The sequence below is a fragment of the Brevundimonas sp. genome, assembly GCF_041688735.1.
Classification (GTDB): domain Bacteria; phylum Pseudomonadota; class Alphaproteobacteria; order Caulobacterales; family Caulobacteraceae; genus Brevundimonas.
Genome location: NZ_JBDNHO010000023.1, coordinates 1 through 14212, shown reverse-complemented (window position 1 = coordinate 14212; position 14212 = coordinate 1). Strand labels below are relative to the sequence as shown.

The following is a 14212-nucleotide window of genomic DNA, read 5'->3' as shown; positions in this document are numbered from 1 at the left end:
GACAGCGGGAAATATGGCTTGATCCGACGCATCTGCTTGTTCGTCAGCCAAAACAGATCACTCATGACAGGCTCCTCCTGCCACCAGTGAATCAGATCGCCACGACCGTGTGAATCCCTTTAATGGGTCCTGAGCCTAGCGGCGGGCGAGACGGTCTCCGACCTCTTGCTCCAGTTAAAGGAGAAGGCACTCGCGGCTACGGACGCTTCGCTCAAGACCTCATCTCGCGAAGCCCTGAACGAGGACTTCAAGACCCTGCGCGACCAGATCGCCTCGGTGACCGACAATGCCGAATTCAACGGGGTCAACCTGCTGAAGACCGGCGCGACGGGCTTCCAGGCGCTGGCCAATGCGCAAGGGACGTCGACCATCACGGTCGCCGGTGAAGTCCTGGCACTGGGTGGAACGAACGTCACGGTCGCGGCGACGCAACAGATCGCCACGCTGACCGACGCGGCCGCCGCACTGACGGCCGTTTCGGCCTCCATCGATCTGGTCTCGGGCGCGCTCGCGCGGCTGGGCACCAAGTCGAAGGCACTCTCGACCCACCTGACGTTCGTCGGCAAGCTGTCGGACGCGCTGGAGGCGGGGGTGGGCAATCTGGTCGACGCCGATCTGGCGAAAGAAAGCGCCAAGCTTCAGGCTCTGCAGACAAAGCAGCAGCTGGGAGTTCAGGCTCTGGGCATCGCCAATCAGACGCCGCAGCTGATCCTGTCGCTGTTCCGCAACTGACTGTTTCGGGTTCTCGCAGACGCCGGAGAGTTCGTCTCTCCGGCGTCTCGTGCGTTCAGCCGCCGAAAAGCCCGGTCAGCCAGGCCCATCCCTGCGGAAGCAAGCCGTTGAGCCAGGTCCAGAACGGGACCAGGTAGGTTGAGGTCCAGGCCCAGGCGAACCAGATGACGAAGGCGGCGATGCAGATCAGGGCGATCGCGCTCCACCCGATGACGATGGCTAGCCCGTCCCGCTGCATCAACCCGAAGCCGAAGGCGGAGATGATCAGCGCCGGAATGAGATTGCCGCCCCAGAGCGGGAGGACCAGGATGATCGCCAGTAGCACCGTGGCGACACCTATCAGCACTTCTGACACTTCGCCGGTCATAATCGACAAGCGAGGCCTGGACAGCCGTTCCACTTTTCTGAGCCGCGGAAGAACCCGCGCCACGCCGGCCCGATAAGTCTCGCGCTCGATCCAGCGACGCAGAGCCCATCGCGGGAGCCACAGCTGGTCTTGGCGTATCGCCAGCTGCAGGCCCATCAGCAACAGTGGCGCGCCCAGGATCGTCGTGGTTCCCGGAATGATGCCGATGGCGGCGCTGAGGAGGCCGAAGAACAGCATCAGCGCGCCGAAGCCGCGCTCGCCAAAAGCTTTGACCAGTTCGCCCAGATACAGCCTCGGGTCGTCCTTGGCACCGATATCCTCGATCACCTGTGAGAACGGCCGGCTGTCGTTCTGATAGTCGTAGTCGGGCATCGGCGGCGTCCGGAGGAGATGGTCCGATCTAGGCACGGCGGCACTCAAGCGCCACTTAACAAATGGCAACCCTGGAAATGAAATCAGATCGACCGCTGGACGGCCTCCAAGCCGTACTCGAAACCGGCGACGATCAGTTTCCAGGCCAGGAACAGGATGGCTGCTGCTGCTGCTGTGGTCAGCCAGCCCAGAAGCACGGCGACGCCGTCGCGCTGCATCACGCCCATGGCGAAGAAGGCGATGGCGATCGCCGGGACCAGGTTGCCGCCGGATATGGGCAGCACCAGCACCGCCGACAGGAACAGGCAGGCCAGGCCGATCAGGCCCTGACCGAACCCGCCGGTCAGGAAGAACAGGCGCGGCCGGGATACGGCCTCGGTCCACCGCAAGGGTCGGTTGAAGCGACTGGTCAGTGACCGAAACGTCTGCCGGTTGACCGAGACCCGCTCGGCCCAGCGCGGGATCCAAAGGCGGTCGCGGCCCAAGGCCAACTCCATCGACAACAGCAACAGCGGCGCGCCGGTCAGGGTCGTTCCGCCTGGCGGCCAAGGCAGCAGGTTGATCAGGGCGAAGAAGAACATGACCGGCCCGAAGCCCCGGTCCCCGAACGCCTCTACGACCTCGCCGAGGCAGAGCTTTTCCGCCTTGCGGGCGCACAGCGTGGCCAGCACGTCGGAGAACGCGCGCGGCCGTCCCGTCGAGGCCTCGGTCAGGGTCATGGGCGGACGCTGGCCGGGCAGATGGCTGGCGTCACCATTGCTTGGGTGGGTCAGTTTTAGTGCTCAGCTCCCGAGCAGCTCTCGCCCGATCAGGAACCGACGGATTTCGTTCGTCCCCGCGCCGATGTCGTACAGTTTGGCGTCGCGCACCAACCGTTCAACGGGCCATTCCTTGGTATAGCCAGCGCCGCCCAGCGCCTGGACCGCTTCAAGACTGACCTTCACGGCGTTCTCTGACGCCAGCAGGATCGCGCCTGCTGCGTCATAGCGGGTGGTCTTGCCTTGGTCGCAGGCGCGGGCGACGGCGTAGACGTAGGCGCGGGCGCTGTTCAGGGCGACATACATGTCGGCGACCTTGGCCTGCATCAGCTGGAAGCTGCCGATGGCCTTGCCGAACTGTTTGCGTTCCCGGAGATAGGGCAGGACCACGTCGAGCGCCGCTTGCATGATGCCCAGCGGCCCGGCCGCCAGTACGGCGCGCTCATAGTCGAGCCCGCTCATCAGCACCCCGGCACCGCCGCCGACCGGGCCCATGACGTTGTCCTCCGGGACTTCGCAGTCCTCGAACACCAGCTCGGCGGTGTCCGAGCCGCGCATGCCCATCTTGTCCAGCTTCTTGGAGACGCTGAACCCCTTCATTCCCTTTTCGATCAGGAAGGCGGTGACGCCACCGTTGCCCTCGCCGGTGCGGGCATAGACCACCAAGGTCTCGGCGTGCGGGGCGTTGGTGATCCAGAATTTGGTGCCGTTCAGGACATAGCGGTCGCCGTCCTTGCGGGCCTGGGTGCGCATCGACATGACGTCGGATCCGGAGCCGACCTCGGACATGGCCAGCGAACCGACATGTTCGCCGGAGATCAGCTTGGGCAGGTATTTCTGTTTTTGCGGTTCCGTGCCCCAGCGGCGGATCTGGTTGACGCACAGGTTGGAGTGGGCCCCGTAGGCGAGGCCGATCGAGGCCGAGGCGCGCGACACCTCCTCCATCGCCACCACATGCTCGAGGTAGCCGAGGCCGAGGCCGCCGTACTCCTCCTCGACCGTGATTCCGTGCAGGCCCAGCGCGCCCATCTCGGGCCACAGTTCGCGCTTGAAGGCATTGGTCTCGTCGATCTCGGCGGCCAGGGGCGCCAGACGGTCAGTCGCCCAGCGGGCGGTGGTCTCGCGGATCATGTCGGCGTTTTCGCCGAGGCCGAATTCCATCGATTGGGGGGCGTTGGGAATGCTCATGGCGGCGGCGTAGCATTGACCGTGCGTCCCGCAAAGTCAGTCCGGCTTGCCCCAGCGGACATACAGGTTCCAGGACGATACGCCGACTGTGATCACGCCGATGATCGCCAGCGTCCAGGCCAGGACCGTGGTCTCGCCCATGGGGGAGGGCTCTTCCTGCGCGAGACGAAACGCCGCCGCCGAGAAGGCGCAGGCCGCCAGGCCCACGCCGCCCATGATCAGGAAGGCTCCGGTCTGGCTCCAGTCGAAGCGGCTGGGCTGGGCGATTTCCACCTCGTGACGCATGACCGCCAGGGTGGGTTCGTCCTCAAACAACGCGGTTTCCTCGGCCGGCGCGGCCTCGTCGCGCGTTTCGGGTGGCCAGGTGGGACGCGTCGGCTCCACAAAGTCGGCATCGGTCGCGGGCGTGAGCACCAGCAACACCTCTTCGAAGGCGGGGAAGGGCGAAGGACCGGGCGGAAGGGGCACGAGGGGAACCACCGGCTCGGGCTGGAAGGCGACCTGCTGGGCGTCGCCGAACGACGCGGGAACGATGTTCTCGACGACTGCCGCCGGCGCGGCGGGCATTGCGAACGCCGTTTCCGTTGGTGGCAGGGCCTTGGCTGTGACCGCAGGCGGGAAGCCCGGCAATGGGCCGATGATGGCGGCCGCATAGGGCGAATAGCGCTGCGGATAAACTGTCATGTCCGGCGCGGCGCGAACGGGTTCCGGCTCCGACGCAAAGGAAGTCGCAGGCGGGTTGGCCTCCGGAACAGGCGGAGCCTCCGGGGCGACGGGAGGTGTCGGGTCGCCCAGCAGGACTGCGACGGCAGCGGCGCGGGCGTCCAGCGCCGGTCGCGGCGACACGGAAACCGTAGCCGGCGCCGGGGTCGGCTGAGGTTGAGGCGCAGGCAGGGGGGCGGCGAGCAGTTGCGCCAGCGTCACGACCGCGCCGGGATCGGCGACGAACAGGGCCCGTTCGGCGGCGCGTCGGCGCAGGGCCGCGTCAGGGGCGGTCGCTTCCGGCCACCCGATCAGCGCGTCGGCGGCTTCTCCGGCGCGGCCGGCGTTGAAGCGGCTCAGGACGTCGGAGGCGAGGAACCGGTCGACGCCGACCGAAATCGCGAAGCTGGCCAAGGCGTCGAACTGGTGCTGGTTCAGGCGCACTGCGACGCTGTCGTTCAGTGCCCGGACTACAGGCAGCAGGTCGTATTGCAGCAGCAGTTCGGCGTCTTGCTCGCCGACCGTCAGGTCCTCCCGGGCCGAGGCCGCGTGTCGGTAGCCGATGATCCAGCGTCCATCCACGTCCCGTACCGCGCGTGGTCGGAAGCCTTCGAAGCTCTTGATCAGAATGATCCCCTCGCGGGAGACCTTCATGCGTGGCGGGAGGGGATCGGACACGGATTGACCCAAAACGAGACGGGCGCGCTCGCCCGATTAGAGAGCCAGCAAGGGTTGCGCCGACTTTCGTTAGAGCAGGATCACGCCAGCCAGTCCCAAAAAGCTGAGGAAGCCGACCGTATCGGTAATCCATGTCACGAATACGGGAGACGCCACGGCCGGGTCGCGATCCAGCCGGTCAAGCGCCAGCGGCACCAGGGTTCCGGCCAGAGACGCCGCCACGAGGTTGATCAGTACCGCCAGGCCGATGGTCAGGGACAGCAGCGGTTCGCGGAACCAGATCCAGGCCACGCCCGCGAGAAGCGTGCCGATGGTCACGCCGTTGAACAGTCCGACCAGAACCTCGCGGCCGAGGATGCGGACGGCGTTGGCCGAGTTCAACTCGCGCGAGGCAAGGGAACGGACGGCCACGGTCAGGGCCTGGGTGCCGGAGTTGCCGCCGATGGAGGCGACCACGGGCATCAGGATGGCCAGATAGACGAGAGCTTCCAGCTCGGTCGTGAACTGGCCGATGACCAGTGAGGCGAAGATGGCGGTGCCCAGGTTGACGATCAGCCAGGGGATGCGCGACCGCACGACGCCGAACACGCCGGCCCCGCGGCTCTCGTCCGACACGCCCGCCAGACGCAGAATGTCTTCGCGGTTCTCTTCCTGGATGATGTTGACGATGTCGTCGACGGTGATCTGGCCCACCAGCCGCCCCGCCGCATCGATGACCGGGGCCGAGATCAGGTGGTATTTCTCGAAGATGTAGGCGACCTCTTCCTGGTCCTGATCGACGGCGATCGCGTTGATCGGCTCCATGATTTCGGCCAGCGGCATGGCGCGGGGCGAGCGCAGCAGCCGGCTGATCGGCACGCCGCCGACAGGCTTGTTCAGTGGGTCGACCACATAGATGTCGAAGAACAGCTCGGGCAGGTCTTCGCCCTGGCCCCGGATGTGGTCGATAGTGTCGCCCACGGTCCAGAATTTTGGCGCGGCCATCACCTCGCGCTGCATCAGGCGGCCGGCGGAGTCTTCCGCATAGCCCAGACTATCCTCGATGGCGGCCCGGTCGACGTCCGGCATGGCGGACAGCACGCGCTCGCGCTGGTCGTCCTCCAGGTCCTCGACCACGGCGGCGGCGTCGTCTGAGTCCAGCTCTTGCAGAGCTTTGGCCAGGATCAGGTGCGGGACGCGCTCCAGCACCTCCTCGCGGATGCCGTCGTCCAGTTCAGGCAGGGTCTCGGCCAGAAGTTCCGGCGGCAGCCACAGCACCACCACGGCGCGATGCTCGGACGTCAGGAAACCCATCAGGTCCGCCACGTCGGCCGGGTGCAGGTCTTCCAGGAGGGAGCGGAGCTTCAGTCCGTCGCCGTCGTCGGCGGCGTCGACGACCTTTTCGACGAAGGCGGCCGTCAGGACGTAGTCCTCGTCAAGGGCGTCGTGATCGATGTCGTCGTCGAGAGAAGGCGGCGGGGGGGCTGTTGCAGTGTTGATCACGCTCGGCCTCCCCAAACTCTTACATCAGCGATAAGTCGTTGATTTGCCCTGCAAAAAACGATGGTGCGGTCGAGAAGACTCGAACTTCCACTCCGGTTAGGGAACAGCGACCTCAACGCTGCGCGTCTACCAATTCCGCCACGACCGCCCGCATCGGAGGGGGGCTGATAGCGGACGTGGGCGCCGCTGCCAAGCGGTTCAAGCGGCTCCGGCCATGAAATCATACAAACCCACGGCCATGATTGCATTCGGTAATGGACCGGGCCGCTCGGCGGTGATGACGGCAACGTCAGTCTGGCGAAGTTACCCTGACACGCGCGCCTGACGCATCCTATATCCGGCTTTTCAAGCGCGGCCACGCGCTGTCGATACCTATGGCATTCCTGACCGCGCCGGTCTCGGGCATGGTCAATGCGGTGTAGGTCACCACGCTGGGCGAGGTCGCCGAGGCCGGGCAGTCACTGATCACTATCGTGCCCGAAGGCGAGGCCCTGATCGTCGAGGCCCTGATCCTCAATCGCGAGTCGGCTTCGCGCGGCCGGGAGCTGACGTCATCGTCAAGCTGGAAGCGCACCCATCAGTCGTGGTTGCGGCTACCGAAGGGTTCGGACCTCGACATCGTGGCCGGAGCGGCGGGTTGCCGGGTCCGGGTCAAGGCTGCGCTCACCCGAGCCGTGCCGAGCACCGGCGGTTCAGGCCGCGCCGGCCATGAAGTCATACAAGTCGGCCGCCCGCGTCACGGTGATGGCGATGCGATCCTCGCGGATCTCGATCGCGCCGCGCGCCACCGGGTGGTTGTTGGCCAGGATCCAGACCTCGTCATGCTCGGAGGCGTCGAGCGGAATCACCGCCCCGCGGCCCATCCGCAGCAGCTGGCTCATGGGCAGCACGGAACGCCCCAGCACGACCGAAATCTCGACGTTTACGCAATCGATCTGTGACACGGGGTACTCTGACGCTGACAGGGATTGTTCGGGTTGAACTTGCATGGCGCTCTCTGCCCCCACATTGAGGGCGACATGCTTTCCCAAGCCTTAAGCAAAACCCTGTCCAAACTGGCCCGCGCCGACGGACGACCCGTCGAATGGGCGACGTCGCACGGCCACATCGACTATTCCCGTGCCGTCGCGGCCATGGAGGCGCGGGCGGCGGCCATCGCGGCGGGCGAGGCGGCGGAGATGGTCTGGCTGCTGGAGCATCCGCCGCTCTATACGGCGGGCGTGTCGTCCAAGGACGGCGACCTGCTGGACGCGACGCGGTTCCCGGTGCACCGGACCGGGCGGGGTGGCCAGTTCACCTATCACGGGCCGGGCCAGCGGGTGGCCTATGTGATGCTGGACCTGAACACGCGCGGGAAAGACGTGCGGCTCTTCGTGCGCGGGCTGGAGCAGTGGCTCATCGGCACCCTCGGCGCGCTCGGCGTGCCCGCCGATGTGCGCGAGGGCCGGGTCGGGGTCTGGGTCGTCCCGGATAGTCGCTTCGCGGATTCCGGGATGACAAGCGGCGGCGTCGTCCGGGAAGCCAAGATCGCCGCCATCGGGGTGAAGGTCCGCAAATGGGTCAGCTTCCACGGGGTCAGCCTCAACGTGGAGCCCGACCTGAGCCATTTCGGGGGCATCGTGCCGTGCGGCATAGCCGAACATGGGGTGACCAGCCTGGCCGATCTGGGCGTGCGCGTGACGATGGATGAGGCTGATGCTGCGCTGAAGGTCGGCTTCCAGCGCGTGTTCGGGGCGGTGGAGACGGGCGCGGCGCCCTTCTGACCTCTGTCCCGGGCCGCCCTGAGCTCTGTCCGGGGGCGAAATCGGTCTGGACGCGCTCACGCCCAAAGCCGGATTTTGCTCCAGAATCACCCGGGAACCCGGTTCACAGCACCGGAGGAAGCGCGAAGCGGTTCCGCCTCAACAGATCAGGCGCTAGACCGCTTTTGCTTCAGGTCGAATCGACCTGAATCCAAAAAATGGTCCAGAATCATGCTGGAGCGAAATCTGAGCCTTGATGGACTGCGTCCATCAAGACCGATTTCGCTCTAGGCCGCCGGTGGGGCCGGCTTGACCAACAGCCCGTCGACGGGGTGCAGTACGCCGTTGCTGGCGACGGTCTCCTCACCACTCAGCCGTGCGCGAGCGCCGTCTGCGGAGGTCACCACGAGGGCATCGCCATCGCGCGAGAAGGTCAGCAGGGTGTCGGCCATGGTGCGCATCTCGACGCCGCCGGCCCCGGCTCCGTCCAGCGCCTTGATGATGTCGGCGCGGGTCAAGGCACCGGGCACGATGTGCGCGCGCAACAGGGCGGCGCCCTGGGCCCTCATGGCCTCGTCGGTGAAGTCAGCGGCACCAGCCGCGGCGGTGAAGGCCGCGTCGGCGGGCGCGAAGAGGGTGTAGGGTCCCTTGCCCTCCAGCACGTCGGTCAATCCCGCATTGGTCAGGGTCCCGCCCAGAGTGTCGAAGTCTCCGCCCTGAACCGTCGCGGCCAGGGTCCGGGACGAGGGCTCGGCGGCCTTGTTCCCCTCCACCTTGGCGGTATCGTCGCCACACCCGGCCAGGGCCGCGACCGCGAGGGGCGCAAGCGCCCAGCTGAAAATCTTGCGCATAGTGATCCCTCCGGGATTCAAAGTCAGGTGAGCAACTGGATGACGGCCTGGACCAGTTGGGTGGTCGGGTCGATCCGATAGACCTGACCGTCGTTGTAGCGATAACGAGCGTCGGCCGTGTCCCGGTACCGGTCGCGGTAGGCGTAGGGCACGTTGTACACGTCGAAACCGGCCGGCATCGTCTGGCCGATATTCACCTGCTGTCCGGTCAGGAGAGCCGCCACCTGGCTGATCGCCTGGGTCCGGGGATCGAGGCCGTAAACCGCGCCGTCGGCGTAGCGATAGTCATAGCGGTCGGTCAGTCCGTAATAGTCGGCGAATGAGCGCGGCACAGGCTGGTAGTCGTACTGGCCCGGCCAGATATTGCCCATCGACAGCGCCCCGCCCAGCACCGGCATATAGCCGAGCAGCGATCCCTGACGGTTCAGGCGGTAGAGGAAGCCGTCGTCGTAGCGGTAGTTGAAGGCATCGTCGCGCGACGACCAAAGATAGTCAAAGCGCTCGCGTTCGATGCGGCGCGCCTGTCCCGGCGGCAGGCAACCGTTGTTCTTCTTGGCCAGTCCCGGAGGGCAGCCGGCGATCAGGCCTCGGCCGCGATCACGGCTGAGTACGGCGACCCGTCCGGCATCGGTGTCCAGCACGCGGCGATCGATATCGCGTTCGATGTCGCGGCGGACGTCGCGCTCGGCATTGCGTTCCAGATTTCTGGTCACGTCACGGTCGCCCCGGCCTTCGCGGACCACCGCGACCGGGCGGTCGTCGTTGCGGTCGCCGCGTCCGTTGCCGCGGTCCTGTTGACCGCGTCCCTCACGGTTGTCGCTGCCGCGTTCCTTATTGCCCTTATCGCCCTTATTGCCATCGTTGCCGCGTCCCTCCTGGGCGGACGCTGCGGCGGGCAGGGACAGGGCGAGAACGGCGGCGGTGGTCAGGATGACAAACTTGTACATTGGAAACCTCACGATCTGAGGCCAAACGCGCCGCCCCCGGCGCAGTTCCGGCCCTGGCCGATCGTCAGCGATCGGCGCGTCGCGGCTTGGCGAGCAAGGCCGGGGCGCCGACCGCGCCCATGGATAAGGCCGACGAGATGCCTGAGGTAAGCTTCGGCCGGGTGTTCGGGGCACCGTCGATACGCCGCCGCCCGACGCTGCGAGTGATAGATAAAATCGGATTGCCAGACTATCTTCGGCGGCCAACCCCTCGGTTTCCCTATGTTTTCGTCCACGGCCAGCGTCATCTGCCCGCCTTAGCCGGGGGCTGTGCGATCCTGTGGGCATGAAACTGGAGATCGATGACCCCCGCGACCGGCCGCTGAAACAGAGCCGCACAGGCATGACGCTGAACCGCTGGGACGCGCTGCTGGGCCGCTGGCTGGCGGGTGAGCCGATCCGCGCGCTGGCGGCGGAATATGGTGTGTCGCCCAGCACCATCCACCATCAGGCGAACAAGCTGAACAAGCGCAAGAAGGACCGGCGCGACGCGGTGCGACTGGCCAAGGGGCCGGCACCGACGCGGGTGATCACCGGACCGGACGGGGTCGAGAGAGTGGTGTGCGCCGAGCTGGCCTTCGTCTTTCACCGCTACGATCCGGTGGCGACGGTGGCCTCGATCTACGACCGGGTCGAACCGGCGGCGGCGGACGGGGCGGAGGTCACGGTCAACAAATTGTTCCGCATGGGCGAGAAGGCCGTGGGGCTGGCCGACAAGCTGGACCGGTTTTGTGAGAGGCTGCGGCGCCGGGCCGGGGTCGCGGACCCCGCCAACCCCATCCCCCTCGGCCCGCCGATCCGGCTTCGCCCGGCCCAGACCCCGCCCGGCCGCTTTCCCGACGGCGGCGACTGGTCCACATGGCTGTTCCTCGGCGGGCGCGGGGCCGGCAAGACGCTGGCGGGGGCCAGCTGGCTGGCCGACCAGGCCGAGGCGCTGGGCAAGGGCGGGCGGCTGGCCCTGATCGGGCCGACCCTGCACGATGTGCGCGAGGTGATGATCGAGGGGGTGTCGGGCCTGCGCTCGCTGCCGCGCTGGACGGCGGCGACCCGGCCGGTGTTCGAGCCCTCGCGGCGGCGGCTGGTGTTCGCCAACGGCTGTGTCGCCCAGGCCTTTTCGGCCGAGGATCCCGACAGTCTCAGGGGGCCGCAGTTCAGCGCCGCCTGGGCCGACGAGTTCTGCGCCTGGCCCGCCGCCGGATCGCGCGGCGCGGGCGAGACGCTCGCCCTTTTGAGAATGGGGCTCAGATTGGCGGGCGTCGACGGCGGCCCGCCGCGACTGGTGGTCACGACCACGCCCCGGCCGACGCGCGCCCTGATCGGGCTGCGCGACGAGGCGGGCTGCGCCCTGACCCATGCCGGGACGGCAGACAACGCGGCGCATCTGACGCCGGGGTTTCTGGAGCGGTTGCGCGACCTGTACGGCGGCACCCGGCGGGAGGCGCAGGAGATCGAGGGGCACGTGGTCGATCTGGACGGGGCGCTGTTCACGGCGGAGATGATGGCGCGGGCGCGGGAGCGTCTTCCTTCTCCCGCAAGGGGAGAAGGAAAACTGGAAAGACTCATCGTCGCCATCGACCCCACGACCACGGTCGGCGGGGACGCTTGCGGTATCGTCGTCGCCGGTTCGCGCCGCCGGCCCGACGGCGTGCGCGAGGCGGTGGTGCTGGCCGACCGCTCGGCCCATGGCCTCAGCCCCGACCAGTGGGCCCGGCGCGCCGTCGCGGCCGCCGAGGAATTCAACGCCGGGGCCGTGGTGGTCGAGGTCAACCAGGGCGGCGACATGGTCCGGGCCGTGCTCAAGACCGCCGGCTGTGCCTTGCGCATCCGCGAGGTCCGCGCCACCCGGGGCAAGCGCGTCCGCGCCGAACCCGTCGCCGCCCTCTACGAACAGGGCCGCGTCCGCCACGCCCCTGCGGATGGCGTGCCGTTCTCGGCGCTGGAAGAGGAGCTGATGGCGTTTGGGGGCGAGATGGAGGGGGCCAGCTCGCTGGACCGGGCCGATGCGCTGGTGTGGGCGGTGACGGATCTGCTGATCGACGCGCCGGAGGGGGATTGGGGGCCGAGGGTGCGGTGGGTGTGAGGGGGGCGGGCTTAATGACGCCACCATCAACACTTCGTTCAAATGGCGATGTCAGGCTCTCCCGACTCGCAATAGATTGTGTAGGCGGGTATGTCGCGCTGTTCGGAAGTCTCCAGTGATGTTCCGTCCCTACAGTCGCCAAAAGGGTAGCTGATGCCGCAATTCGGATCTTGGAAGCCGATCCACGATACCCATGCCATCCAACTCGCGGCAATTACCGTGACTCTGAATGAGCCGGTCGGAGACTTGACCTTCCGCAAGGCCCTCAACAATGTGAACCCGATCGCCGTTGAGCTTGGGTTGACTGAGCACGCCCCGATCAATCCCCAACTACCTCCTCAGATTCAACAGTTCTTGAACGTGTCATCCCCAATGCAGGGAATGAGCTATGTTCGGCAGTCCGACGGACGTATTGGAGAGCGAGCGTTTATAAATAGGGAATCTCTGAGGTTTGAAGATTTTGAGTACATCCGATGGTCACCGTTTAAGGCCCGTGCCCAGAAACTTTTAGGGGATGCTGTTTCAGAATTTACCGGCGGGTCTTCTGTAAATAATATTTCTAGCGAATATACAGATGTATTTATCGGGTTGGTTGGGGATCAATCTGATGTTTCGGAAGTTGTAAACGCTAATTCACCACTGATTGCTGCCGGGGCGTTTCATTCGAAAGCCAGTTGGCATTGTCACATGGGTTGGTTTGAGCCAATAGACGAACACTGCCGTAGGCTTGTGAATGTAAATATAGACGTCGCTGATAACCTTCTTGAAGAAAAAATCAACCGGCAAGTTCGCATAAAGACTCAAACGTTTGATCAGTTTGGACAGGACGGTTATGCGGAATATTCAAATAACGTTAGTTGGGAGCGGCTCTCTTACCATCTCGACTCCTCACATGATCGATTGAAGAGCCTTCTCAGGGATATCTTGAGTCCCGAGGCTGCGCTCGCCATATCGCTTCCATAATGACTGTTGAATTCACTACCGATACAGACGTTTCCACTCCGACGACGGGCGGTGTCGACTGGGAGCATCTGACTTCGAGCCGCCCGATCGCATACCAGGCGGCTGCGGTTTCGGTTGCGTTGGAACTTCGGCGTGCCGTTTCGGCATGCGGCGCGAGCTTTTCCGCTTTGCACATCCTTGCGGAAGCAGAACGATACTGTTCTGTCGCGGCGATTGGTTACATGGCTGTGGCAAACGATTCGAAGCCCTCGGCTTCTGCCGCCGCGCTACAACGCCTGCGACTTTTTCGAGACTGGCGAGACAATTGGGACGCTGAGGGAGCGCCTGCTCCTGACCTTGGCGCACTCGAGGTAGCGTCTAATCTGCTTGGCTTCCTGAAATCCTATCCCGTGGAGCCCATCGCAATGCTGCATGCGTCTGGATTGCCGATGTTTGTGCTAAATTTCACAGGAGGTGAGGGGGAGATTACTGTCTCAGGCGATGGAGCAGTGGATTTCGTACTCGACTTGCCGGACGGCGAAACGCAGGCCGAGGTCGAGCTAGAGTTTGATAACCAAAGCCTTCCGGTCCAATTGCATGACGTTCTAACCCGCCTTCGAGCGATAGCTCAGCATGAGCGGTGATGACTGTCGTGCTGCTTGGGCTATCGCCGCCCCCCATAACAAGGCGGGCGCGCTCGATTTGGCGTTTCCCCAGTGTTTCTGCGAGCCTTGGTCTCTTGTCGGCGATGACCATCGGGGGGTAGCTGACGAAGAGGTGGTTGCACGCATTCTCACCACCCCAGGTATGTATGACGCGGGTTTGATCCTGACTCAAAAGCTCACGAGCGTTAGTGCGGGCGGAGCGTCTCTAATTAGGGCCGGTGCCAGTGATGTCGAAATTCTGGGTACAATCATGAACCTACTTCAGAACGCGGCAGAGCCTCAAACCTTACTAGGAGCAGCAATATTCAGCGCCGGGAATGTTCGTTCGCTCGGACAACCTCAAAAAAATTTCGGCGTCTACCACACGCCAGACGGTGCGAAGAATCACCATGTCGACCTCCTTGCCACCACGCTTGCTGGATCAAAGACGGCTCAGAAGAAGACAGAACGGGATCGGCGCTACCAACTGCGTGACTTTATGATGCCCACGATAGTCGCTGCAAACGACCCCGACGAGTTGCTGGCGGCTCTAGGCTCAGGACCCATTAAAGGGATTCACACGGTCGTGGCGATCTGATTCACTGGTGGCAGGAGGAGCCTGTCATGAGTGATCTGTTTTGGCTGACGAACAAGCAGATGCGTCGGATCAAGCCATATTTCCCGCTGT

At 65.0% G+C, this 14212-nt stretch carries 14 protein-coding genes and 1 tRNA gene; 6 read left to right on the top strand and 9 right to left on the bottom strand.

The window, feature by feature from the left end; translation table 11 throughout:
- Positions 1–129 precede the first annotated feature (129 nt).
- Positions 130–732: a flagellin gene (locus ACESMO_RS03050; RefSeq protein WP_372706708.1), complete on the top strand. Its 603-nt coding sequence runs from the start codon at positions 130–132 to the stop codon at positions 730–732.
- 55 nt (positions 733–787) lie between these two features.
- On the opposite strand, the gene ACESMO_RS03045 is transcribed toward ACESMO_RS03050, so the two are convergent.
- The 7 genes from ACESMO_RS03045 to ACESMO_RS03015 all read right to left on the bottom strand — a co-directional run bounded on the left by ACESMO_RS03045 (position 788) and on the right by ACESMO_RS03015 (position 7268).
- On the bottom strand, positions 788–1471 hold the full coding sequence (locus ACESMO_RS03045; protein ID WP_372706707.1) for an exopolysaccharide biosynthesis protein: 684 nt from the start codon (positions 1469–1471) through the stop codon (positions 788–790).
- 83 nt (positions 1472–1554) lie between these two features.
- A complete protein-coding gene (locus ACESMO_RS03040; RefSeq protein ID WP_372706706.1) occupies positions 1555–2190 on the bottom strand; it encodes an exopolysaccharide biosynthesis protein in 636 nt (211 codons plus the stop codon).
- A gap of 63 nt (positions 2191–2253) precedes the next feature.
- A complete protein-coding gene (locus ACESMO_RS03035) occupies positions 2254–3417 on the bottom strand; it encodes an isovaleryl-CoA dehydrogenase (RefSeq protein ID WP_372706705.1) in 1164 nt (387 codons plus the stop codon).
- A 36-nt stretch (positions 3418–3453) separates the two neighbouring features.
- Positions 3454–4797: a lysozyme gene (locus tag ACESMO_RS03030; RefSeq protein WP_372706704.1), complete on the bottom strand. Its 1344-nt coding sequence runs from the start codon at positions 4795–4797 to the stop codon at positions 3454–3456.
- Between the two features lie 69 nt (positions 4798–4866).
- Entirely contained in the window at positions 4867–6279 is a 1413-nt protein-coding gene (gene mgtE, locus ACESMO_RS03025) for a magnesium transporter (protein ID WP_372706703.1), read from the bottom strand.
- Positions 6280–6340: 61 nt separating this feature from the next.
- A tRNA-Leu gene (locus ACESMO_RS03020) sits at positions 6341–6427 on the bottom strand.
- A gap of 544 nt (positions 6428–6971) precedes the next feature.
- Positions 6972–7268 (bottom strand): FliM/FliN family flagellar motor switch protein, encoded by a 297-nt coding sequence (locus tag ACESMO_RS03015; RefSeq protein WP_372706702.1) that lies wholly within the window; start codon positions 7266–7268, stop codon positions 6972–6974.
- A gap of 30 nt (positions 7269–7298) precedes the next feature.
- Here ACESMO_RS03015 and lipB point away from each other — a divergent pair, with 30 nt between their 5' ends.
- A complete protein-coding gene (gene lipB, locus ACESMO_RS03010; protein WP_372706701.1) occupies positions 7299–8042 on the top strand; it encodes a lipoyl(octanoyl) transferase LipB in 744 nt (247 codons plus the stop codon).
- A gap of 266 nt (positions 8043–8308) precedes the next feature.
- Here the strand turns inward: lipB and ACESMO_RS03005 are convergent, their stop codons facing one another.
- Entirely contained in the window at positions 8309–8872 is a 564-nt protein-coding gene (locus ACESMO_RS03005) for a fasciclin domain-containing protein (RefSeq protein WP_372706700.1), read from the bottom strand.
- Between the two features lie 23 nt (positions 8873–8895).
- The gene (locus ACESMO_RS03000; protein WP_372706699.1) at positions 8896–9819 is read right to left on the bottom strand and encodes a hypothetical protein; all 924 of its coding nucleotides are present in this window, start codon (positions 9817–9819) and stop codon (positions 8896–8898) included.
- Positions 9820–10144: 325 nt separating this feature from the next.
- On the opposite strand from ACESMO_RS03000, the gene ACESMO_RS02995 reads away from it, so the two are divergent.
- The 4 genes from ACESMO_RS02995 (at position 10145) to ACESMO_RS02980 (ending at position 14122) form a co-directional block, all read left to right on the top strand.
- On the top strand, positions 10145–11938 hold the full coding sequence (locus ACESMO_RS02995) for a terminase large subunit domain-containing protein (RefSeq protein WP_372706698.1): 1794 nt from the start codon (positions 10145–10147) through the stop codon (positions 11936–11938).
- Positions 11939–12091: 153 nt separating this feature from the next.
- Positions 12092–12901 (top strand): hypothetical protein, encoded by an 810-nt coding sequence (locus tag ACESMO_RS02990; RefSeq protein WP_372706697.1) that lies wholly within the window; start codon positions 12092–12094, stop codon positions 12899–12901.
- Positions 12901–13524, top strand: a complete 624-nt coding sequence (locus ACESMO_RS02985) for a hypothetical protein (RefSeq protein WP_372706696.1) — start codon at positions 12901–12903, stop codon at positions 13522–13524. The genes ACESMO_RS02990 and ACESMO_RS02985 overlap by 1 nt, the downstream gene beginning before the upstream one ends.
- A complete protein-coding gene (locus ACESMO_RS02980) occupies positions 13514–14122 on the top strand; it encodes a hypothetical protein (RefSeq protein WP_372706695.1) in 609 nt (202 codons plus the stop codon). Before ACESMO_RS02985 ends, ACESMO_RS02980 begins: the two co-directional genes overlap by 11 nt.
- Positions 14123–14212 lie beyond the last annotated feature (90 nt).